Annotated in this window: 21 protein-coding genes; 10 read left to right on the top strand and 11 right to left on the bottom strand. The window is 66.1% G+C overall.

Annotated features, from left to right (window positions below):
• Positions 1-125: 125 nt before the first annotated feature.
• Together ACQPW1_RS38965 and ACQPW1_RS38960 are read right to left on the bottom strand one after the other, a co-directional pair.
• On the bottom strand, positions 126-2,351 hold the full coding sequence (locus ACQPW1_RS38965; RefSeq protein ID WP_433657775.1) for a TIM-barrel domain-containing protein: 2,226 nt from the start codon (positions 2,349-2,351) through the stop codon (positions 126-128).
• A gap of 171 nt (positions 2,352-2,522) precedes the next feature.
• Positions 2,523-3,668, bottom strand: a complete 1,146-nt coding sequence (locus ACQPW1_RS38960) for a lactonase family protein (protein ID WP_433657773.1) — start codon at positions 3,666-3,668, stop codon at positions 2,523-2,525.
• Between the two features lie 403 nt (positions 3,669-4,071).
• Here ACQPW1_RS38960 and ACQPW1_RS38955 point away from each other — a divergent pair, with 403 nt between their 5' ends.
• From ACQPW1_RS38955 to ACQPW1_RS38945, 3 genes are all read left to right on the top strand, one after another.
• A complete protein-coding gene (locus tag ACQPW1_RS38955; protein ID WP_433657771.1) occupies positions 4,072-4,230 on the top strand; it encodes a hypothetical protein in 159 nt (52 codons plus the stop codon).
• A 221-nt stretch (positions 4,231-4,451) separates the two neighbouring features.
• On the top strand, positions 4,452-6,287 hold the full coding sequence (locus ACQPW1_RS38950; RefSeq protein ID WP_433657769.1) for a cutinase family protein: 1,836 nt from the start codon (positions 4,452-4,454) through the stop codon (positions 6,285-6,287).
• Between the two features lie 20 nt (positions 6,288-6,307).
• On the top strand, positions 6,308-7,237 hold the full coding sequence (locus ACQPW1_RS38945) for a carbon-nitrogen hydrolase family protein (RefSeq protein ID WP_433657767.1): 930 nt from the start codon (positions 6,308-6,310) through the stop codon (positions 7,235-7,237).
• A 3-nt stretch (positions 7,238-7,240) separates the two neighbouring features.
• On the opposite strand, the gene ACQPW1_RS38940 is transcribed toward ACQPW1_RS38945, so the two are convergent.
• A complete protein-coding gene (locus tag ACQPW1_RS38940) occupies positions 7,241-7,942 on the bottom strand; it encodes an NUDIX hydrolase (RefSeq protein ID WP_433657765.1) in 702 nt (233 codons plus the stop codon).
• Between the two features lie 28 nt (positions 7,943-7,970).
• Positions 7,971-8,702: a DUF1206 domain-containing protein gene (locus tag ACQPW1_RS38935; RefSeq protein WP_433657763.1), complete on the bottom strand. Its 732-nt coding sequence runs from the start codon at positions 8,700-8,702 to the stop codon at positions 7,971-7,973.
• Between ACQPW1_RS38935 and ACQPW1_RS38930 the strand changes: the two genes are divergently transcribed.
• On the top strand, positions 8,701-8,835 hold the full coding sequence (locus tag ACQPW1_RS38930) for a hypothetical protein (protein ID WP_433657761.1): 135 nt from the start codon (positions 8,701-8,703) through the stop codon (positions 8,833-8,835). The genes ACQPW1_RS38935 and ACQPW1_RS38930 overlap by 2 nt on opposite strands.
• Before the next feature lie 134 nt (positions 8,836-8,969).
• Here the strand turns inward: ACQPW1_RS38930 and ACQPW1_RS38925 are convergent, their stop codons facing one another.
• A complete protein-coding gene (locus tag ACQPW1_RS38925) occupies positions 8,970-9,107 on the bottom strand; it encodes an MFS transporter small subunit (RefSeq protein WP_433657759.1) in 138 nt (45 codons plus the stop codon).
• On the bottom strand, positions 9,104-10,477 hold the full coding sequence (locus tag ACQPW1_RS38920) for an L-lactate MFS transporter (protein ID WP_433657757.1): 1,374 nt from the start codon (positions 10,475-10,477) through the stop codon (positions 9,104-9,106). The genes ACQPW1_RS38925 and ACQPW1_RS38920 overlap by 4 nt, the downstream gene beginning before the upstream one ends.
• Before the next feature lie 109 nt (positions 10,478-10,586).
• Here ACQPW1_RS38920 and ACQPW1_RS38915 point away from each other — a divergent pair, with 109 nt between their 5' ends.
• Complete coding sequence (locus ACQPW1_RS38915; RefSeq protein ID WP_433665456.1) at positions 10,587-11,738, top strand: RNA-guided endonuclease InsQ/TnpB family protein; 1,152 nt, start codon at positions 10,587-10,589, stop codon at positions 11,736-11,738.
• Positions 11,739-11,965: 227 nt separating this feature from the next.
• On the opposite strand, the gene sph is transcribed toward ACQPW1_RS38915, so the two are convergent.
• Positions 11,966-12,937 (bottom strand): sphingomyelin phosphodiesterase, encoded by a 972-nt coding sequence (sph, locus tag ACQPW1_RS38910; protein WP_433657755.1) that lies wholly within the window; start codon positions 12,935-12,937, stop codon positions 11,966-11,968.
• 275 nt (positions 12,938-13,212) lie between these two features.
• On the bottom strand, positions 13,213-14,271 hold the full coding sequence (locus ACQPW1_RS38905) for a metallophosphoesterase (RefSeq protein WP_433657754.1): 1,059 nt from the start codon (positions 14,269-14,271) through the stop codon (positions 13,213-13,215).
• Positions 14,272-14,504: 233 nt separating this feature from the next.
• On the opposite strand from ACQPW1_RS38905, the gene ACQPW1_RS38900 reads away from it, so the two are divergent.
• Both ACQPW1_RS38900 and ACQPW1_RS38895 read left to right on the top strand, forming a co-directional pair.
• Positions 14,505-14,963 carry an SRPBCC family protein gene (locus ACQPW1_RS38900; RefSeq protein ID WP_433657752.1) on the top strand — a complete coding sequence of 153 codons (459 nt, stop codon included), beginning with the start codon at positions 14,505-14,507 and terminating at the stop codon, positions 14,961-14,963.
• Positions 14,964-15,063: 100 nt separating this feature from the next.
• Positions 15,064-15,618 (top strand): cysteine hydrolase family protein, encoded by a 555-nt coding sequence (locus tag ACQPW1_RS38895; protein ID WP_433657750.1) that lies wholly within the window; start codon positions 15,064-15,066, stop codon positions 15,616-15,618.
• A gap of 15 nt (positions 15,619-15,633) precedes the next feature.
• Here ACQPW1_RS38895 and ACQPW1_RS38890 read toward each other — a convergent pair whose 3' ends face one another.
• Entirely contained in the window at positions 15,634-16,239 is a 606-nt protein-coding gene (locus tag ACQPW1_RS38890; protein ID WP_433657748.1) for a hypothetical protein, read from the bottom strand.
• Between the two features lie 245 nt (positions 16,240-16,484).
• Between ACQPW1_RS38890 and ACQPW1_RS38885 the strand changes: the two genes are divergently transcribed.
• The 3 genes from ACQPW1_RS38885 to ACQPW1_RS38875 are packed head-to-tail and all read left to right on the top strand — an operon-like array spanning position 16,485 to position 19,873.
• Positions 16,485-17,600: a hypothetical protein gene (locus ACQPW1_RS38885; protein ID WP_433657746.1), complete on the top strand. Its 1,116-nt coding sequence runs from the start codon at positions 16,485-16,487 to the stop codon at positions 17,598-17,600.
• A gap of 50 nt (positions 17,601-17,650) precedes the next feature.
• Positions 17,651-18,643 carry a TauD/TfdA family dioxygenase gene (locus tag ACQPW1_RS38880; RefSeq protein ID WP_433657744.1) on the top strand — a complete coding sequence of 331 codons (993 nt, stop codon included), beginning with the start codon at positions 17,651-17,653 and terminating at the stop codon, positions 18,641-18,643.
• 48 nt (positions 18,644-18,691) lie between these two features.
• The gene (locus tag ACQPW1_RS38875; RefSeq protein WP_433657743.1) at positions 18,692-19,873 is read left to right on the top strand and encodes a methyltransferase; all 1,182 of its coding nucleotides are present in this window, start codon (positions 18,692-18,694) and stop codon (positions 19,871-19,873) included.
• A 19-nt stretch (positions 19,874-19,892) separates the two neighbouring features.
• On the opposite strand, the gene ACQPW1_RS38870 is transcribed toward ACQPW1_RS38875, so the two are convergent.
• Together ACQPW1_RS38870 and ACQPW1_RS38865 are read right to left on the bottom strand one after the other, a co-directional pair.
• Entirely contained in the window at positions 19,893-20,570 is a 678-nt protein-coding gene (locus ACQPW1_RS38870) for a GntR family transcriptional regulator (protein WP_433657741.1), read from the bottom strand.
• Between the two features lie 48 nt (positions 20,571-20,618).
• Positions 20,619-22,094 (bottom strand): amino acid permease, encoded by a 1,476-nt coding sequence (locus tag ACQPW1_RS38865; protein WP_433657739.1) that lies wholly within the window; start codon positions 22,092-22,094, stop codon positions 20,619-20,621.
• Positions 22,095-22,108 lie beyond the last annotated feature (14 nt).

Below are 22,108 nucleotides of genomic sequence, written 5' to 3'. Positions count from 1 at the left end.
AGGCGGTCGCTACTGCCGTGACGACGGCCGATTCAGTCGAATCGGCCGTCGAAGGCGAGTTCTGTTGGCACGTGGTCAAGCGAGATCGGCGGCGGACCGCCAGGTCAGTAGCGATCCGCCGCCTTTCACCACAGCGTCACCGTCAGATTGTTCGCCGCGGCGATCGGATCGGTTTTGACGTGCACGACGCCGCCACGATCGTTCGGATCGAACCACCATCCGTTGGGCGACCGATTCAGGTCGTCGCGTCCGGCGCGCTGGGGTAGTGCACCAGCCGAGGTCTGCGCGGCCTTCGGCGCTGACTTGGTATGGACCGTGAGTTCATACCGGCGAGCGGCGGGCTTGTCCGGATACGATCCGGAGCTGGCGCCGATGGTCACCTCGACGGCACCGGGCGCGGGCGAGCGCACGGCGAACTGCTGCGAGGCTTGCTCGCCGCGCTGATAACCCCGGGTCACCCCGTCGTCCTCGAACAGCGTGAAGCTGCCCGCGGCCTGCGGGTAGATGTCCAGATCCAGCACGCTCTTGTCCCTGGTCCGCCACGACTGGGTGCCTTCCGCCCACATCGGCACAACCGCGCCCGCGCGCACGAACAACGGAAGCGTGTCGAGCGGAGCGTTGTAACCATTCACCGTGGTCGGCCCGGTCCAGGAGCGGCCGCTCCAGTAGTCGATCCAGGTGCCTTCCGGCAGATAGATGCCGTCTCGTTTGTCGGCGTCGTTGTATACCGGCGCGACGAGAAAGTCCTTCCCGGAAAGGAATTCGTAGCGTGCCTTGTCTCCCCATGTCGCGGGGTCGTTCGGGTACTCCAGCGCGAGCGGCCGAACCTGGCCGACGCCGGTGCGATTCGCCTCGACCGAGTGCGAATAGGTGTAGGGCAGCAGTCTCTCCTTGAGCTGCAGGTACTTTCGGTTGATCGAGGTGTAGGGCTCGCCGTAGCGCCACGGCTGCTTGTCGTTGGCCGCCCAGCCGTCCATCGACATGATGGTCGGCAGGAACGCCTTCCACTGCAGGTCGCGGGTGTAGGTCTTCGGGCTGCCGCCGAAGATTCCGTCGACATCGCCGGTGTTGTAGGCGATGCCGGACATCGTCGAACCCGCGTAGGTGGGGATCTGCCAGCGGATGTAGTCGTAGCTGCCGGACTGGTCCCCGCTCCACAGCACCGCACAGCGTTGCGCGCCTGCCCAACTCACCGGCGTCCAGACGAAACCGCGGGCGTCGCTGTTTTGTTCGATGCCCCGGTGCGCGCTGTCGCAGCCGTCCAACGCGAACTGATAGCCGGGTCCTACCCAGGCCACGTCCAGCTTGCGCACGCGCACACCGGCTTTGACCTCTTCAGTCTGATTCGGCAGCCCGTTCTCGGTCCACAATCCGAGCTGCATGTTGTCCTTGCGCAACTCCTCGCCGACCTTCGGCAGATTCTCGTAACCGCAGCCGTAGCCGTCGTTGACCAGCATCCAGCCGTTGGGCATCTGATTGCGCACGTAACCGTCGGCGACGGCGACCGCGTCCAGGGTGTGCCGCTCGCCGCGGTTGGCGTTGTGCAGGTAGCAATCGGAGTCGCCCATCTCCAGCCCGTAGATCGGCGGCAGGAACGGCCTGCCGACCAGCGCGGTGTAGGCGGAGATCACCGACTTGGGGCCGTCGCCTACGACGTAGATCGCGTCGAAGCGGCGTTCCTCGTGCGTGGTGCGCGCCGGATCGGTGAAGGCGTAGTTGCCCGGCGTGAAGGTGTTGCGCAGCACGCCATATCCGTTGCTGGACAGGTAGAACGGCTGCGAGTTCGGCGCGCCGCCGTCGTTCCAGTTGTCGTCGGCGAAGATCTTGACGGTCTGGTCGCGGTGGCTGAACCGTCCGTTCTGCTCGCCGCCACCGAAGAACTGCTCGTTCTTGCCCCGGCCGAGGCTCTGTGTTGTCGCTGTCTTGGTCCAGGACAGCGGGGCCGACTCGGCCCAGATCTGCTTCTTGTCGGCGCCGTCGTACAGGGCGAAGCGCAGGGGAGTCTTGTAGGCGCGCAAGGTGACACCGGAGGTGGCGATCGCCCAGTAGTCGCCCTTGTCGGTTCGTTTCGCGCCCGCGGGCGGCAGCTTGGTCGGCAGGACGATCTTGTCGCGGGCCGGGTCGGTGAACTTGCCATCGGGCGCGAGTTGTACGCGCACCGCGCCGGAATTGGGGAAGCTCACCCGGACCGCGGCCGCGCCGGAATGCATGGTCGTTGTCACGCCGTCGTCGACGATGCCGCTGAGATTGCCGAGCCGACCGGCGTCCGGATCGGCCCAGGCCGGGGGTATGGCGACCAGGCTGCCGGCAACGACCAGCAGGCCTAGCGTGATATGCGTGATTCTGCGCAATTCAGGAACCTTTCACGCGCAAACGAGCATTGGAGTGGGTCACATGATCAAGTAGAACCACACCTGGACGACCAACTCGACTGGCGCACAACTGGGGAACGCTCGCCCCGCAGCGAAAGGTTGTTCGGGATCAATTGCGCGAGAAGGTGATTCGTTCTCGCGCGTGTCGCGTTACTCGAACAGCACGCAGGTGACAGTCGGTGCGTCGAGCGGAGCCGCGGGTGCGGCGGGCAGGCCGGTGGTGGGGTCGAGGTCCAGCCAGGTCACCGCATTCGATTTCTGATTGGCCGCGTACAGCCGCCGACCATCCGGGCTGAGCGTCAGGTCGCGGGGGAACTTTCCGCCGCACGGCGTGGTGCCCACCGGCACCAGCATCCCGCCGACAATGGCGAAGGTCGCGACGTTGTCGTGGCCGCGGTTGGCGACGTAGAGGAATCGGCCGTCCTTGGCGACCACCGGTGCGGACGGGTAGTTCCGATCGCCGCCGCCGTTCAGATCGGCGGGCAGCGATTGCCCGGCGCGCAGTTCGCCGCGGTCGGGCTGCCAATCGATTACGGTCACTGTGGAATTCAGCTCGTTGGCGAGAAAGGCGGTGCGGCCGTTGGGGTGGAAGGTGAGGTGCCGTGGTCCGCTGCCGGGCGTCATCGCGACCTGCGCGTGCTGGTTCAGCTTGCCGCCGGCCAGCTGGTAGACGTAGATCGAGTCGACGCCCAAATCCACCACCAGCACCCAGCGCCCGGAGAGATCGATCGATACCTGATGCGCGTGCGGCGTGGACTGTCGATCGGGATCCGGTCCGCTGCCGGTGTGTTGGACGACATCCGTCACCGCGCCGAGCCGCCCGTCGTCGGCCACATCGAGCACGCTGACGCTGCCCGACTCGTAGTTCGCGGTCAGGACGTACCGACCGTCCGGGGTGACGCACAGGTGTGTGGGCGCATTGCCCTGCACCGCAACCGTATTCAGTACGGTCGGCCGTGCCGTCCGCAGATCGACCGCGGTGGCGGTGCCCGCGCCCGAGCCCTCGTTCACCGCGTAGAGGTAACGCCGGTCGGGAGACAACGCCAGGAAGGACGGATCCGCCACGTCCACAGTGCTTTCCACGATCAGCCGACCGGTGCCGGGATCGACGGTGGCGACGCTGATGCCGGAACCGCCTGCGCCACTGGAGGTATAAGAACCGAGGAAGGCGCGTGCTCCGCCTGCCGCGCCCGCGATCGCGGGCCGTAGCGCTCCGGTTGCCACCGCGACACCGACACCCACCGTGCCACCCAGTATCCCGAGCAGACGCCGACGTCCGAGTTCACCATTGCGCATCGTTCTCTCCTTCCGCCCCGCAGTCATTCCTGCGTTCGGGCCAGAATGTCCCACGTCACACCAGTTCGCAAGTGGCGCAACATATGTTGCGTGGACTGCAATCGGAGCCACCTTCCGTTGCAAGGGATGCGCAATCCTCGACCGTCCGCCACGAAAGTCCGCACCAGCGGGTCCCCAGTGTGGAGTGGGGAGATCGGGAAACCTGCCGGTCTGCCACGGGCGTTAGTCCTGAAACGCTTACTGCGGCACAACTTCCCCAGTTGAGCGTCTGGACGCGGCGGGGATCCCAGGGGAATCTTGTGGCTGCCAACATCCATAGTCACAGCACCTGAGCTCAGGTGCTGCTCGGTGTAATACTGGTACAAGACAGGCGGTTCGAGAAATGTCTACTCTCCTCAGCGTTATGGACACCGTTAACTACATTGCCGCTGGTTCAGGGTCCAGCGACGCAGGCGATTCACTCAGCGGCGGTGGATCTTCGACCGGATCCCTCGGCACCGGCCTTGATTTGGCCAAAGTGGCCCTCAAACTGCTCAGCCTGCTTGTCGGCAATGTCTCCTGATCGGTAGTTCACGATATTCAGCGCGGCGCCAGCGATCGCCGCGCTGAATATGCGTGAGCATTCCCTGGGAAATTCCGCGCGATATCTCCGCGCCTGCTTTCCCAGTTGTTCTCAGGTCGAATCGGCCGACTCTGCCGTTCGGCGATGAGCGACCGACCGAGCTCGGTAGTGAGGTTCAGATGTCAGTCCTGCATTCGTTCAATCGCTACATAGTGGTGACAATGGTCGCCAGCGGAGTAGCCGTCGCCTCCGTCGCTGCCGCCGCCCCGGCCATCGCGCATGTGGCGCAGTCCGACTGCGCGGAGACCTTCAACCTGTTCATCCCGGGCACCTGGGAGACCAACGAGAAGGCCGACCCCGCACAGCCCATCGGCATGCTCCGCCCGATCGCCGAGGCCATCCAACGCCAGCACGGACCGAGCTCCGACATCTACTTCACGCCGTACATGGCTCGCGCCTTCGACAACGGCTACACCTACGCGGACAGCAAGAACACCGCGCTGGTCAACGCGCGTAAAGCGTTGCGCGACTATGGTAATCGATGTCCCGCCGCGAAGTTCACGATCACCGGCTACAGCCAGGGCGCGGACGCCGCGGGCGATGTCGCCTCCGAGATCGGCAACGACCGCGGACCGGTGGCCCCGGACCGGGTCCTGGCCGTCGGACTCATCGCCGACCCGGCAGCGGGCACCAAAGGCGAGACCGCCGTCGGCCCGCACACCGCGGGCTCGGGCATCGCCGATCCCCGGCCGCAGGGCATGGGCAAGCTCACCGGCCGAGTCAGCTCGATCTGCGACCCCGGCGACCTGTACTGCTCGATCAAGAAGGGCGACAACCCGTTACTCGGGAAACTCGGGTCGCTGCTGAGCAAGATGCTCAGCAACTCCAGCCTGGCCAAGACGCTGACCGCGAATACCGCGAAGGCCGACCTCCCCGGCCTGGCCAAGGCCGTCGACGAGTTGACCACCAGCCTCGCCTCGCCCGGCGGCATCAATGTGACCCACGTCCGCGACACCGCGGCAAAGCTGGAGATCACCCTCAAAACCCTTGCGGGTCTGCAAGACTCCAGCGCCGCCGACCGGCTGGCCGCCGCTCCCGCCGGATCGGCCGAGCACAACGCGGGCCAGGTGCTGATCAAGGTCGGGGAGTCCGACCTGACCGCCGCGGCAACGGCGGTGAGCACCATCGCCGACACCGCGACCAGCCTGTTGAACCGGGGAATCCGTACGGTGCAGGTGAATTCGCCCGATGCCACGACCTTGACGATCAAGATCGATGCCCTGGTCGGCCAGGTCGCACCGCTGGCCGATATTCCGGCGGCCATCCTCGCCTCGGCCTCGAAGATCCTCGCGATGCTGAAACCCACTGTGCTGGTTGACCAGACACTCGACGCCGTCGCCAACGTCACCGCGCTCGACTTCGGTGCGATCCTGGCCAACCTCGCGCTGCTGACGCAGAAGGTGGCCGCGATGGACGCCCAGGGTGCCCACCAGGTCGCCGGTACGCTGAACAACCAGTTCAAACCGCTGGTCGATCTGGTCGCGAGCGCTGACCTGAAATCGGTCGCACAGGTGCTGTCCACCGTCCCGAACTCGCAGGGCTACGTGCAGATCGCGGCGTCGATGACCTCGATCCTGTCCAACGTCGACGTCATCCGGGCGGCGACCCTGGTCGGCCAGATCCAGGAAATCGCGTGGACGGTGCTGGAGAAACTGGCCCCGCCGCCCGGGCAGGCGCCCGACCCGGCCGGCGCGGCGGCCGTGCTGTCCGGCCTGCTGCCGGTCGGCCTCGAACTGGCCTCAGTCGCCACCGGCCTGCTCACCAGTAACAACACCCAGCACCTCGACCTCGACGACCTGAGCGCCTCGCTCACCAAGACCGCACCGTCCAAGGGCATCAATCTGCTCGCGTTGCTGCGCGATGGCCTCAGCGCCGCAAGCTTTTTCGCCTCCAACGCGCACATCAACTACGGCGCCCTCGTCGTCGACGACAAGGGCCGCAACGCCATCCAATGGCTCGGCGACTGGATGAACGGACAGATCGGCCAAGGCAACTGAATGTGGCTAATGTTCGGGGCATGCGGATTGCAGCGGCTCAGGCCCGGCCTGCCTGGCTCGACCCCACGGCAGGGACGAAGATCGTTGTCGACTATCTGACGCAGGCTGCGGCGGCGGGGGTGCAGCTCGTCGCCTTTCCGGAGACGTTCCTGTCCGGCTATCCGATCTGGCTGGCGCGGACCGGTGGGGCCCGGTTCGACAATCCGGCCCAAAAGGCCGCTTACGCTTACTATTTGGATGCGGCGGTCACCCTCGACGGCCCGCACATCGCCACGGTGCGTGAAGCGGTCGCCGACCTCGGGGTGTTCTGCTACCTCGGTATCACCGAGCGCGTCCGCGGCACGGTGTACTGCACCCTGGTCGCCATCGACCCGGTGCGCGGCGTGGTCAGCGCGCATCGCAAGCTGATGCCGACGCACGAGGAACGGATGGTCTGGGGGATCGGCGACGGAAACGGGTTGCGCGCGCACGACATCGGCGAGTTCCGGGTCGGCGGACTGTCCTGCTGGGAGAACTGGATGCCGCAGGCGCGGCACGCGCTGTACGCCGACGGGGCGACGCTGCACGTCTCCACCTGGCCCGGCTCGGTCCGAAACACCAAGGACATCACCCGTTTCGTCGCCATGGAAGGCCGGGTGTACTCCCTGGCCGTCGGCGCCGTGCTCGACTACGCCGACGTGCCCGCCGACTTCCCGCTGCGCGACGAACTCCTGGCCCTCGGCAAGCCCGCGGGCTACGACGGCGGCTCCGCCCTCGCGGGCCCGGACGGCAGCTGGCTGGTGGAGCCAGTGGTCGGCGACGAGCGCCTCGTGATCGCCGACATCGATCCGGCCGAAGTAGCAAGGGAGCGGCAGAATTTCGACCCGACCGGCCACTACGCCCGTCCCGACGTGTTCGCGGTGACCGTGGACCGTCGGCGCCGAAACGCCGCGACCTTTCTGGAGGACTGACCCTCAGTGCTGGGTCCAGTCGGGTTGGGTGAAGTGGGCTACTCGAGCGTCCGTGTGGTCCCGGCCGAGGAGTACGACCGCGCGGAACTGCCAGAGCAGCGCGCCAGTCGGGGCGTGGATGGTCATGCCCTCGCCGAGTCGCATCTGTAGCAGGCCAACGTTTTCCGGGACGGCGGCTGCCGCGTCGCGGAGTTCGGGTTGCCGCACGGCTTCGTGCGGAGCGACCCAATGCGGGACATTGTCGGCGGCCAGCCGAGTGAGGGGTACCAGGTGTACGGAGTGCACTTCGTCGGGGCTCGGCTTCAGCTCGGCGGTGTCGGGTAGCGCCGCGACGAACGGGGTGATCACGAAACCCGAGGCCGCGGGGAAGTCGTCCAGCCTGCCGAGCAGGTCGGCGGGGGCGGCGGTCAAGCCGAGTTCCTCGTGCAGTTCGCGCACTACGGCCTGCGCCGCGGTCTCACCCTCATCGAGCCGACCACCGGGCAACCCCCACTGTCCGGCGTTGCGGCCACGGTGGGCCCGCCTGATGACGACCACCGCCGGATCGCCGTCGGTTTGCCCGACGACACACAGCAGCACCGCGGCCCGGCGAATCCCCGGTGCGTCGGGAACTTCGGTGTGCGGGAATTCGCGTAACCGGGTGCGCGCGAGGTCGCGGAATTCGTCCACGGTTGCGGGTACCAGCGGTCCATTGGTGGAGCCCATACCTCGATCTTGCCCCACGCCCCGATCGCTACATCTTGGCGTATCGGGCCATGACGAAGCTGTAGAGGCCGTAGGTGATGATGCCGAGACCTGCCACGACGAGCAGGATCACACCGTAGGCTTGCGCCCCAAGGGTTTTCAGCGCACCGTCGAGTCCGGCGGCCTCGTCCGGCTCGGCATGGCTCACGGCGAGGATCACCAGCAACCCGATGGCGGCCACCGCGAGCCCCTTCGCGAGGTATCCGGCCATGCCGAGCCGCCGCGCGAGATCACTGGTGTTGCCGTCGAGGTCTTTGAGGAACTTCTTACTGATCCCTTTGTATACGTGGTATCCGCCGACCCCGATAATGATCAGCGCGGCCACCACGAGGGCGATCTTGCCCGCCGTGTTCTGCATCAACCGCCCGGTAATTCCGGCGCTTTCTGCGCCGCTCGATTTACCACTGCCGCGCGCGAATCCGAACGCGGACAAGGTGAACGAGAAATAGATCACCGCCAGCGCGAAAGCCTTCACTCGATGGAATGCCTCGGACTTCTTGCTGTCTTTCTCGGGCTTGGACGCGCTGCCGAGGGCCGCTTCGGCGAGCCGCCACAGCGCCATCAACAGGAACGCCACCACACCGACCCACATGGCGATGATTCCGCCCGGCTTACTTGCCAATTCGCCCAGGGCGCCGGAGTGATCGGCGTTGCCACCCGGCCCGCCGAGCGCGATGCGGATCGCGATGTACCCGATGAGCAGGTGCACGATGCCCGTCATGACGAATCCTGCCCGCGCGAATCGCTCGAACACGCTGTTCTGCGCGATCCGCTCCGCGGTAGACGACGAGTTCCCGCCCCCGGCCCGCTGGCCGCGGGATCTGCCCGTCCCAGTCGACAACCCACTCATCTGATGCCCTCATCTCCATCAACCGAACGTCCGGCAGATACCCGGCGAGGACGGATCGAAACGCCATCGGAGTGGCCGGACGCCGACACAGGCCCGGCCGTGTCGACGGTGACACGCACACCTCGAGCTGAACCGCGTTTACTGGAACAGCTTGAGCAGGTTCACGATCAGGCGATCGAGCCCGTAGGCGAACGGCGCGGCGACCCACAGCCAGGCGAAGACGAGTAGTGGAATGCGCCGCGGCGGAGCCGTTTCGGTGCTGGCGGGTTCGGTCATGCCGGGCTTCCTTCCGTGCGGACGGCCTGCGCGGGGACCTTCCGATGGTATTTCGCCGCCACCGGGCGAATCAGTTCGTTGGCGACGAAGCCGATGCAGAGCAAGGTGATCATGATGGCGAACGAGGGCCCGTACAGTTCGGGCCCGGACTTGCCGTGCCGCGCACCGGAATCCGCGATGGCGTTGACGATCAGCGGCCCGGCGACACCGGCCGCGGACCACGCGGTGAGCAGCCGGCCGTGGATCGCACCCACCTGGTAGGTCCCGAACAGATCCTTGAGATACGCCGGGATAGTGGCGAATCCACCGCCGTAGAACGACAGGATCACCATCGCGCCGAGAATGAACAGTGGCTTGTTGGTCTGGCCGACCGACCACACCAGCGCGTAGGCCATCGCGCCGACGCCGAGGTAGATCCGGTACACGTTCTTGCGGCCGATCACGTCGGACAGCGACGACCAGCCGATCCGCCCGGCCATATTCGCCGCGGACAGCACCGCGACGAAGCCTGCCGCCGCGGCCGCGGTCACCGGGGTCGAGGTCTGCTTGAAGAAGTCGATCACCATCGGCGCTGCCTTCTCCAGGATGCCGATGCCCGCGGTCACGTTGAAGCACAGCACAATCCACAGCAGCCAGAACTGCGGCGTCCGGATCGCGTCGTTGGCCGTGACGTCGTGTTCGCTGATCAGCTTCGCCGTTTTCGCCTGCGGCACCCAGCCCGCGGGCTGCCACCCCGGCGGCGGCACCCGCACGAGCAGCACGCCGACCGACATGAACACCGCGTAGACCAGGCCCATGACCAGGAAGGTCTGGGCGATGCCGACGTCGTCCTTGCCGAAGGTCGACAGCAGCTGGGTCGTCCACGGCGACGCGATCAACGCGCCACCGCCGAAGCCCATGATCGCGAAACCCGTTGCCATGCCCGGCCGGTCGGGGAACCAGCGGATCAACGTGGACACGGGGGAGATGTAGCCGATACCCAGCCCGATCCCGCCGACGAACCCGTAGCCGAAAACGATGAGCCAGTACGCGTTCGTGTACGCGCCGAGGGCCGAGATCAGCAGGCCGGACGAGAAACACACCAGCGAGACGGTCATCGCCCAGCGCGGACCACGGCGTTCCACGAGCGTCCCGCCGAAGGCCGCCGACAGCCCGAGCATGACGATGGCGATCTGGAACGGCAGGGCGCTGCCGGTCCCGGAGATGTCCATCGCCTTTTCCAGCGGCGGTTTGAACACGCTCCAGGCGTAGGCCTGCCCGATGGCGAGATGAATGGACAGCGCGGCGGGCGGAACCAGCCAGCGGCTCCAGCCCGGCGGCGCGATGACGCGGGAATATCCGGTGGTACCGGCGTCGGCAACTGCGGTCATGCGGGTGTTTGGCGCGGATACTCCCTCGTTCAAGGGGGAGGGAAGCACCATCTCCTTTTCAGAGGTTGGGTCGTGTGGCCTGTCGGTGGTGGCGGTTAGGTTGTCGGATGTGGAGGAGGTGGTGCGGTACAGCTATCGGTTGCGTCCTGGTGTGCGGGCCGAGCGAGCGTTGGTCGCGGAGTGGGATCGATGCCGCTTTCTGTGGAATGAGGCGGTGTATCAACAGAAGTCGGGCGCACGTCCTACCTTCGGCAGACTCGGAAAGTTGCTGACCGAGGCGCGTGGGCGGACCGAGTGGTTGCGGGAGGGCTCGCAGGTCGCCCAGCAACAAACGCTGCGTACTTATGCGAAAGCCCTCGAGGATTCGTTCAAGGTGAAGGGGCGGGGTCGTCCCGCGTTCAAACCACGGAAGAAGGCGCTGCCGTCGCTGGAGTACACCGTGCGGGGGTTCAGCATCCGCGACGGCAGACTGCTGCTGCCTAAAGGGGTGATTATCCCGGTGGTGTGGTCGCGGGAGTTGCCGTCGGAGCCGACGTCGGTCCGTGTCACTCGGGATAGTTTGGGGCATTGGTATGCCTCGTTCGTTGTCCGGCGTGAGATTGAAACTGTGCCGACGGCTGAGGGTGGCATCGGTGTCGACTGGGGTGTGCGCACGACAGCCACGACCACCGATGCCGAGTTCGATCTGCCGTTTCGGGGATATCGGATGCGGTGTGCTGCGGAACTGGCGAAAGCGCAACGCCGCATGGCGCGTCGGCGTGGTGGCAAGGGGTGCCCGCAGTCCGGTGGCTATACGCGGGCGACTCGCCACGCTGCGAAGCTGCTCAAGAAAGCGGCACGGCAAACCGAGCATGATTCGCGGGTGTGGGCGAAACGTGTTGTCGCCGAGCATGGGTTGATCGCGGTGGAGGATTTCCGGCCGAAGTTTCTGGCCAAGTCCACGATGGCCCGTAAAGCCGCGGACGCCGCGATCGGTTGTGCGAAGGATGAGTTGATCGAGCGTGGTGTGCGGGCTGGCCGGAGGGTGGTGTTGGTTCAGCCCGCCTATACGTCGATGACGTGCAGTGATTGTTTCGCGAGAGCCAAGCGACTGGAACTGCGCGAGCGGACCTTCCGATGCTCTGCCTGCGGTTACACCGCTGGTCGAGATCGGAACGCAGCCAGGGTGATTCTGGCTGTGGCAGAACGCGGCCACAACAGTGTCGACGACGTCGGACAAGTGAGTCACCTCCCTCGGGTGGGTGGTTCGGTTGCGGTCTGAGCTGTGAATCTCCTGACCTCAGACAGGGGAAGCGTTAAGCGGCGATCTCCACTCTCAACTCTGTGGCGATCATATGGCTCGCGATGCCTCATGATCGAGGTTCTGTGGCAACAACTTTCACTCGCAACCGCTCCGCCGAAAGCGGTGCTCAGAAATCCGTGCGCTACCAGCGGCGACCGGGCCCGCCCCGCATGGTTTGCGGGGCGGGCGGCGGTCCACTGAGCGGATCAGGCGGCGGCGGTCACCGGGTAGTGGTCGGACAGGTTGGTGTAGGTGTAGTCCTTGCCCTGGCTGGTGACCGTCCAGGCGGGACAGCTCTCCTTGATGACCCGGTTCTGCCAGCTCGCGGGCTTGGTGTGGCCCTTGCGGTGCAGGACGTAGTCGAGGTCCTCGCGCGGGTCGTTCGGGTAGCGGTAGTTCGCGATCGAGTTCTCCTTGGTGTCGAAGGAGAACTGGTGGCCGGTGCGGGCGGTCGCGGGCTCGAGCCGGGCGTCGGCCAGCATCGAACCGTATTCGGCGCTGTGCGAGTCGACGTTCAGATCGCCTGCCAGCAGCACCTGCTCGTTCGCGGGGATGTTCTTCGCGGACAGGAAGGCATCGATCTCCTTGAACTGCAAGGACCGATCGCGCGCGGCCTCACCGGCACTGCACCCGGGGTCGGTCGACTGGCTGTGCGTGCCGACCACGTGCACCTTGCTGCCGTTGACCGAGAGCACCACGTAGGCGATCCCCTTGTTGGCCCACCAGTCGGCGCCGCAGGCATCGGCGAAGATGAACTGCTCCTTGCGGATGATGGGCCACTTGCTGAGGATGGTGACGCCGCCGTCCTCCGGTGTCGCGTTGCTGTACTTGCCGCCGGTGGCGTCCCAGCCGTCCTTCGAGCGGCCGACGACCGGCGTCTGGTTCGGGTATTCGGCTTTGGCTTTCGCCTTCAGCGCGTCGGAGGCCTCGTTGTCGAACATCTCCTGCAGCACGACGACGTCGTTGCCTTTGAAGAAGTCGGCCTTCGGGATCTCCGCGGCCCGGTGGTCCTGTCCCCAGTTGGGGTACAGGTTCTTGCTCATCAGGAAGGTGTTGTACGTCAGCACCTTGAGCGCAGGGGTCGATGCGGGTGCTGCGGAGGCCTGCGGGGCACCCACCATGAGGGTGGTGGCGAGTGCGGCGATGATGCTGAGCCGGGTGGGCTTTGGTAGCGGCAAGGCACTTCCTCGAGTCTCATAGATTCCGGATATGACAGTCATGATCCGACCACTGGTTGATGACGCGTCGATGACGTTTTCATGATCTTCCGTCCGCTATCTGGCGTCGGATCGATGGCAAAATGAACGAAACAGGTTGGCCTGAATCAGTTCTCGGTTCGATGTGGATTTGCGGATTGCGGTACACATCGGGGTATTCGTGGTAACACAAAGTGGCCCAGTAGGTTTGATGCACCTACTGCGCTTCGGGTTTCGATGCTATGGTTTTTCGAATGTCAGCGTGGGCGGACGTGTGTGAAAGCCGGTCTTGCCGTGCCGTTCGCGGGATCGACGGTGTAGGCGTCGAGGGCGAGGGCATCGCGGCGGATCCTCGCGATCATGAAGCCGAGGCTCGAAAAGTCTTGCCAGAATGACTTGTTCGTGATTGCCGACGAGCCGTCATTCTTCTTGGCGGACGCCCCGCAGATGATCTGCTGGGTGCCGCGGGCCGCGCCCGCGGTATCCAGGATCTGCAACGTGTGGTCGTGACCCGAGAGGATGTAATCCGCTCTGCCGCAGACGACTTCCTCGAACAGTTCCTTCAGATGTCGGCCGCTCATGTAGTCGCCGGTGGTGATGCCGTCGTAAGCGCCTGCGTTGCCGTGCTTTCCGTTGTTGCGGTACGGGTGATGCGTCAGCACGATCTTCCAGGTCGCGCGGGACGCGGTCAGCGCACGGTCCAGCCACTGGCGTTGCTGCCGCATGTAGGGCCCGTTCCACTGGTAGTTCGGATCGGTCTGCAGCACCGTCGAGGAGACGGGAACGGTGTCCAGTGCGAAGAATTCGACCAGCGGGTCACCCGCGGTCGGCAGCGCCACCTGGTAGTACCGAGAAGGCATGTACCAGCGGGCGGAGCGCTGATGGTAGGCGACTTCGTGATCGCCCTTGCTCGGATTCCCACCGCTGCCGGGGAAGGTCCCGCTGCAATCGTGGTTGCCGAGAACCATCAACCACGGCACGTCGATGCCCGCGTTGGGTTGCTCGAACTTCGTCGAGAACTCGTCGTCGTCCGCGCTTTCCGCGCCGTCCTCGTAGATGTTGTCGCCGAGCCCGACTGCCAGCGACACCCCCTCGGCCTGGCAGATCTGCTTGGCCGCGGTGGCCACCGCGCGTTGCCCGGCCTCACCGGTGCCCGCGTCGCCGGTGATCAGCACGTTGATGTCCGGGCCGGTCGGCATCGGAAACTTGCTGTCCGCGTTGGCGATACCGGGCAGCGCCAGGCTCCCGGCCAACACGCTCGCGCCGACCAGCAGTCCGCGCCTGGAAATACATAACTGGGTATAACGGTCGTCCACTTACTGTCTCCCGTGTGTCCGGTGGATTGAAGTGACAACGTTTAACTGGGCTGAACGAACTGCGCACGGTAAACATGGGACGAATCGGCATCTTTCGGGCAAACAGGAGGTTGCGGACAGCCTGCGCCGCGGCGATGGGTGACCCGTGATCCGATCGCTGCCCGGCAACGCGGCAAGGTGATCGTCGTCGAGAACCTGGCGCAACCCGGCCGCGAGATGCTTCGATCAGGGGCATGACGGATAGCATCGAGTCTTCGCGCACCGTGACCGCCAGCCGCGACATCGCGGCCGCGCCGGAACGGGTCTTCGAGCTGATCGCAGACCCGGCGCAGCAGCCGCTCTGGGACGGCAACGAGAATCTGGCGAAAGCCGCAGCGGAACAACGTGTCCGCGCGGTGGGCGAGGTGTTCACCATGACGCTCACCACCGGCGCCGACCGCGACAATCGCATCGTCGAGTTCGAAGAGGGCCGTCGCATCGCCTGGCTGCCGTCCGAGCCGGGCCAGCAGCCGCCGGGGCACCTGTGGCGCTGGGAGCTCGAGCCCCTCGACGAGACACACACGCGGGTCACGCACACCTACGACTGGTCGCAGTTGACCGACGAGAAGCGCCTCGTCAAGGCCCGCGCCACCACTCCCGGCAAACTCCAGGCGTCCCTCGACCGGTTGGCCGAACTCGCCGAGAGTCGGTGAATTCGGCTGCGGGACAGCTCGGTCGACGGCGCTTGTCGGTGGCCCGGTCTAACGTGAGCCGCATCGTCAGCGCCTGTTCAGCCAGCAGAGGAGACCAATCATGACCGTGCTGTCAGATCGCCCCAATACCGCCTTGCTGGTGGTCGACGTCCAGAACGGCGTCGTGGCCGATGCATACGAGCGGGACGCCGTGGTCGCTACCATCGCCGAGCTCGTCGACAAGGCTCGCGAACAAGGTGTTCCGGTGGTCTGGGTACAGCACAACTCCGAGGAGCTGGTGCGGGGGAGCGACGACTGGGCATACGTCCCGGAGCTGTCGCGGCTGGATTCGGCACCGTTGGTGCACAAGATGTTCGGCGATTCCTTCGAGGACACCGACCTGGAAGAGGTGCTGGCGAAAGCGGGCGTCGGACGCCTGGTCGTGAGCGGCGCCGAGACGGACGCCTGCATCAGGTCCACGATCCACGGCGCCTTCGCGCGTGGCTACGACGTGACCCTCGTCGGTGACGCGCACACAACCTTCGACAAGAGCCAGTGGGGCGCCCCGCCGCCGGAACAGGTCATCGCACACACGAACCTCTACTGGCGCTTCCAGACGGCACCGCACCGCACCGCCGGAGTGGAGAACGCGGCGGACGTGAAGTTCAGCGGCTGAGCGCAACCCCAAGTGCTACGGGACACCGGCGAGGGCGGCCCGCGCCACCTCCGTGACCGCCCGCTCGGCTTGCTCGGCGGTGCCCGGGTGCGTGTAGTAGTCGATCGAGAACAGGTCGGCGCCGCGACGGAACACGACGGAACCGTGCGCGGTCCCGCCCTGGTCCGGGTCGCTGTAGACGGCACAGGAGCTGTCGCCGAGTCCGCTCGAGGGGTGGAACTGCCCCGCCGACGCACTGCTCTTGCATGCCGAGGTCAAGGCGTCGGCGGCACGGTCCGCCCCTGAGTCCCAGCCGATCTGGCCGTAGCGGAGCAGGCGAACACGCAGGAAGCCGTACGTGTTGGAGCCGATCGGACGGCCGTCGGCGGTGGAGTAGGCGCAGGCCGCATCCGAACCCGACGAGTAGATCGAGGCGGTCTCCGGCACGCCGAACGGCACCAGCCGCTCGAACAGCGCGGGCCCGATCGCCGCGCACAAGTCGGGCGGCGCCGCGGCGGGCGGATGCGATTCCTCCGAGCGGGCCTGGAGTTTCAGGTAGACGGCAAAGCCCGCGACGATGAGAACCATGAGGGCCAGCGGCAGCAGACAACCCCACAGGCGGCGCGGTGCGGACGGCGGCATGTGTCGCAACCCTAATTGGTCGATACCGATGTGGCCGAGCTACCGCGAGTGCGGCCGGGCCGATCAACGCCCGCGCGGTGCGTAGGTTGCCGTGCGGTGCCCGGGAGTCGTTGTCGAAGTGGGTGCACCGGTGTGGCCGGTATCGGCTGGGCACGCGGCGAGATAGCTGGCGAGACAAAGGAATTCGTCGTCGCGACGAACGCGACTATCCAGCGGAACGACCTTGTTCCAGATATCCTCGGAGCATGGGTACCTCGGTGGCAGACCCGCATCCGCCCGTGGCCGTTTTCCGGGGACTGAAGGACGGGGGAACCGTCCCGAAGTTGCCTTCTCGTATCCGATCCGAAGCGCAGCGGACCGCGCTGGTGCTGGCCGAAGTGCCGACGCACGCCGGTCCGAGTGAGCGCACCGCCGCCTTGACGCGGGCCGCAACAGCCGCAGGTGAGCTGGTCGATGCGCTGTCAGCGGAGGCGGGGCCGATCATCGGCGAGGAACTACCCGCCGAGTCGGTGAGCCAGTCGTTCTTTCGGGTCCGCGAGGTGGATCTGTCCGATCAGCAGGCTGCCCTGCACGGACTCCTCGTTGTCTACCGCGGCTTGCGTGACCTCTGTCGAGCCCCGCTGTCGGGTGCGGACTTGGCGGTGGAGGTCGCCGGGATGCGGCTGGCCGCGCTCGACCTCACCGGTGCCACCGAATCCGACGCACCGCCCGCCGAGGCGCTGCCCAGTTCGGCGGCAACGCAGGGCATCTCGCTGGAAAGCGAGTGGACGGCGCGGTGGCTCGTCGGACACCAGGTCCACGTCCTGTTCAACATCTGCGCGGCGGTCGCGGTAACCGATGCCGCACAGCATCTTCGCGACGGCGCGACCGACGCCGCACTGACCAGGCTCGAGCACGCGACCACCTATGTGCGGGGCTTTCCCGCCGCGATGACGCACGCCAGCACCATCCCGGTGGAGTACTACATGGCATCGGTCCGGCCGACCATGCAACCGCCTGAGGTGTCGATTCCGTTGAGCGGACGACAGCATCGCGGCTACAAGACCTTCCGGGGCGCGATGAAGGACCTGCTCAGCGTGGTCCCGGACACCTTCGCGGAGTTGCACGACCGCGACCCGGAACTCGCCGACGCCAGGGACGCGCTGCTCGAGGCCGACCTGGTGGACAGCGAACGGCATGTCACGCTGGCCTATTCGATGGTGCGGCTGCGCCGTTCCATCGCGCAGTTGCCCACCGGCCCGGACAACGCCGTCGGCGAACTCCGGCTGATGCGGCATCGACGGGCCGCCCAATACGCGCCGCTGATCCGGTTCGGCGACCACTACCTCGCCGACACCATGTCGACCCGGCGGCAGCGCTGATCGGTCGAGAGTGATTCGCCGCCTTCACATTTCCGATCCAGGAGAGTGCGTTGCCGTACGAGATCGCCGATACCGCCGCCATCGACACCGCCGACCTGGAATTGGACCCAGCCGACACGACCGAGGTCGACCAGCTGGCCCGCGCTCTCTGCGGCAGTGTGCAGGACCAGGTGGATGACCCCGAATGGGTCGCTCGCGCAAGGCATTCCTGGGATGCGTTGCCGTCGCCGCTGCGTCGTGGCGTGCGCGAGTTCCGGCGGCACTCCGGTCCGCGCGGAACGCTGGTGATCAAGGGTCTGCCGGTCGACGAGGCGGCGCTGCCGAGCACGCCTTCGACACCGGATTCGGTGCAGCGCGTGGCGACCGTCTCCGCCGCGGTGCTCACCATGCTGGCGTGCGGGCTCGGCGATCCCGCCGCGTACCTGGCCGAGAAGTCCGGCGCCCTGGTGCAGGATGTGGTGCCGGTACGCGGCAAGGAAACCTTCTCCGGCAACGCCGGGTCGGTGCTGTTGACCTTCCACAACGAGAACGCCTTTCACCAACACGAACCCGATTACGTACTGCTGCTGTGCCTGCGCGCCGACCACGACCGGATCGCCGGCCTGCGCACCGCCTGCCTCCGAGAAGTACTGCCCCTGCTGACAGCCGCGAGCCACGAAACACTGTTCGCGCCGGAATTCATCACCGCGCCACCGCCGTCCTTCCCCTCCGACAGTGAAGCGCGTGCACCGAAACCGTTGCTGTCCGGGGCAATCGAAGACCCGGACATCCGGATGGCCACCATCGCGACCACACCGCTGACACCGCGCGCCGAAACGGCGCTGACCGAATTCGGCCAGGCCTGCAACACGGTCGCGCACATCACCCGACTCACCCCCGGGGACCTGGTCATCGTGGACAATCGGGTCACCGTCCACGGCCGCACCGCGTTCCAGCCCCGCTACGACGGCGCGGACCGCTGGGTGCAACGCACCTTCGCCGTGGCCGACCTCCGCCGTTCCCGCGACCACCGCCCCGACGACGGCTACATCATCGCCCGATGACCTGAACTGCATAGTGGCCCGAGGTCAGTACAACTGAGGAGTTGCACGATGGCACATCCGAAGAGCCCGACCGAGGACCGCGCACCGTTGCCGGCCATGCCCGCTGTGCTCGACCCGGCCCCCGGCCGCAACGGCGATCTGCGCCGAGAGCAGCTGCTGATGCGGGCTTTTCAGAGCCGCATCGGCGGCCCGGTGCTGCGGCGTTTCGCCGACCCGCAGCAGATCCTGGAGACCGGGATGGCGTTCTGGCCGTCCCGGGTCGTCCTCACCGCGGTCGAGTCCGGGCTGTTCACCGAGCTGGCGGTGCATCCGCTGACGCAACCGGAATTGCTGGACCGGATGAACTGGCATCCGCGCGCGGCGGGCTCGTTTCTCGGCGTGCTCGTCGACATGGGATTGCTGCGGCGCGATCACGCCGGGGTTTATACGAATTCGCGGCAGGCCGCGCTGTTCCTGGACCGCGCCAAGCCCAGCTACATCGGCGGGCTGATGGAGCTGTCGAGCACTCGGCTCTACGACCTGTGGTCCGGGCTGGGGGATCTGCTCCGGACCGGCAAGCCCGGTGCCGACGAGGAACAGGGTGAGAGCGAATTCTTCTCCGCGCTCTACGGCGATCAGACGGCGCTGCGGAAGTTCCTGGCCGGCATGACCGGCATTTCGACCGGGGAGGCGATGCTCATCGCCGCGCGCTTTCCGTGGAAGCGGTTCCGGACGTTCCTGGATGTCGGTGCGGCACAGGGGGCGTTGCCCGTGCGGATCGGGCTCACCCATTCCCATATGACCGGTGTCAGCTATGACCTGCCCGCGGTGCAGCCGATCTTCGAGGAGTACGTCGCGTCGTTCGGGCTCGGGGACCGGCTCCGGTTCACCTCGGGTGACATGTTCGACGGGCCGCTGCCCAGCGCGGATGTCATCTCCTTCGGTCACGTGCTGCACGGTTACAGCGAGAAGGTGCGGCGCGAACTGATCGCCAAGGCGTACGCGGCGGTGCCGCCCGGCGGCGCGCTGCTCGTCTACGACGCGATGTCCGATCCCGATCGCAAGAACAACATGATCAGCTCCCTGTCCAGCCTGAACATCATGTTGGAGATGCGCGAAGGGTTCGAGGCCACGACCACACAGTGCATGACCTGGCTGCGGGAGGCGGGCTTCGTGAACGTCAAGAAGCGGCATCTGATCGGGCCCACGTCGATGGTGTTCGGACGCAAGCCGGGACGTTTGGCGGACTAGCCCCGCGGAGTCGGTACCGCTACCGGACGTCTTCGTCCGGTGCGTTACCCGCGGCCCAGATGCCGCGAACGTGCCCGATGTGCCTGCGCAGGAATTGCTCCAGTTCCTCGTCGCGCCGGTGCTCGATCAGGTCGATGATCTCGTGGTGCTCCTGCGCCGACTTGTCCAGCTCGCCGCGCTCGACGAGCGCGGCGAGACCGAACAGGCGGGTCTGCGCGCGGAGGTCGCCGACGATCTGCGACAGCCGCGGGTTGTGGCAGTAGTCCAGCAGCATCAGGTGGAACTTACGGTCGGCGTCGACGTATTCGACGAGATCGCCGCGCTTGGCCGCGTCGACGATCTTGTCGGCCTGCACCCGCAGACCCGGTATATCCGACTCGGGGATCTCGCCGACGATCGCGCGGACGCTCGGCGGCTCCAGCAGCATCCGGATCTTGGCGATCGAATCGAGGTCGGCGTCGGAGATCTCGGTGACCCGGAAACCCTTGTTCGGCACCGAGATCACCAGACCCTGCTTGACCAGATCCAGCATCGCCTCGCGGACCGGTGTCGGCGAGACCCCGAAGCGCTCCGACAGCCACGGGGCCGAGTAGAGCACTCCGGGCTCGAGCTCACCGGAGATGATCGCGGCACGCAGCGCATCGGACACGTGATCGCGCAGCGTGGGCCGCTTGGGTATATCCAACCGTTCGATCATCGATGCGCTCCGAGTTTCTCCTGTGTGCGACCACTTCTATCAGATTAGTTAGCTTTCGACGTCGTTCAGTTTCGAGTGCCGGTAGCTGAAGGCGACGTACACCCCGAGGCCGAGCAGCAGCCAGACCACGAACCGCAGCCAGGTGACCCAGGTGAGGTGGCTGATCAGCCAGATCGAGAAGACGATCCCGATCAGCGGCACCACCGGCACCCACGGGGTACGGAAGGCGCGCTCGACCTCCGGGCGTGTCCGGCGCAGCCGCATGACACCGAGCGCCACCACGATGAACGCCATCAGGATGCCGACATTGGTGAGTTCGGCGGCCTCCCGGATCGGCAGGAATCCGGCGATCAGGGCCGACACGACGCCGACCGGCCAGATCACCCGCGACGGTACCTTGCGGACGGGGCTGGACTTGGCGAAGTAGGACGGCAGCAGACCGTCGCGGCTCATCGCGAAGCCGACCCGGGTCACCGCGAGCATGTTGGCGAACGCCGAGGTGGTGACGCCGACGACGGCGCCGACCGCGATGATCAGCCCGAGGATGCCCATGCCCACCGAATCGAACGCGCTGGAGAACGGCGACGAGACGTTGATGTCGGTGTAGTTGACCATGCCGACGATGACGAGACAGACGAGCAGATAGACCACCGACGCGATGCCGAGGCTGATCATAATCGCCTTGGGCATCAGCTTCTTGCCGTCCTTGGACTCCTCCGCGGCGGCGCTCATCGCGTCGTAGCCGTAGACCGCGAAGAAGGCCAGGGCCGCACCGGATACCGCGCCGCCGACGCCGAACGGGAAGAACGGCTGATAGTTGCCCGCCTTGATGTGGAATGCGCCCGCCACCACCACGATTGCGACGATCACCATCTTCAACGCGACGAGTCCCGTTTGCACACGGGCGGATTCGCGGGTGCCCCGGGAAAGTAGGAAGGCCAGAAGCAGACAGAGCAGCACCGCGAACAGATCGACCTTGTGGCCGGATCCGGTGCCCGGCGCACCGAGAGCCCAAGTGGGCAAGTCGAATCCGATGTAGTGGGTGATGTAGTTCAGATACCCGGACACCGCGATCGCGACGACGGACACGATGGCGGTGTACTCCAGCAACAGATCCCAGCCGATCATGAAGCCGATGATCTCGCCGAGCGCCACGTACGAGTACGTGTAGGCGGATCCGGCTCGCGGGACCATGCCCGCGAATTCGGCGTAGCAGAGCCCGGCCGCGCCGGACGCGATGATCGCGATCGCGAACGAGACCAGCACCGCCGGGCCCGCCACCTCGTTGGCCACCACACCGGCCAGCGAGAACACCCCCGCCCCGACCAGTCCGCCGAGGCTCAGCGCAACCAGCTGCCATAGCCCCATACTCTTCTTGAAATCGCCGGTATCGGCGACGATCACCGGCATTCGCCGCATGACCCCGCCCTTGGTGAGCGGCGGACGCGCGGGTTTGGTGACGACTGTCTTCATCAGGTATTCGGCGCGGATACTCCCTCGTTCAAGGGGGAGGGGAAGCACCATCTCCTTTTCAGGGT

This window comes from Nocardia sp. CA-128927, assembly GCF_050955855.1.
GTDB lineage: Bacteria > Actinomycetota > Actinomycetes > Mycobacteriales > Mycobacteriaceae > Nocardia.
This window is presented reverse-complemented; position numbering and strand designations above follow the sequence as displayed.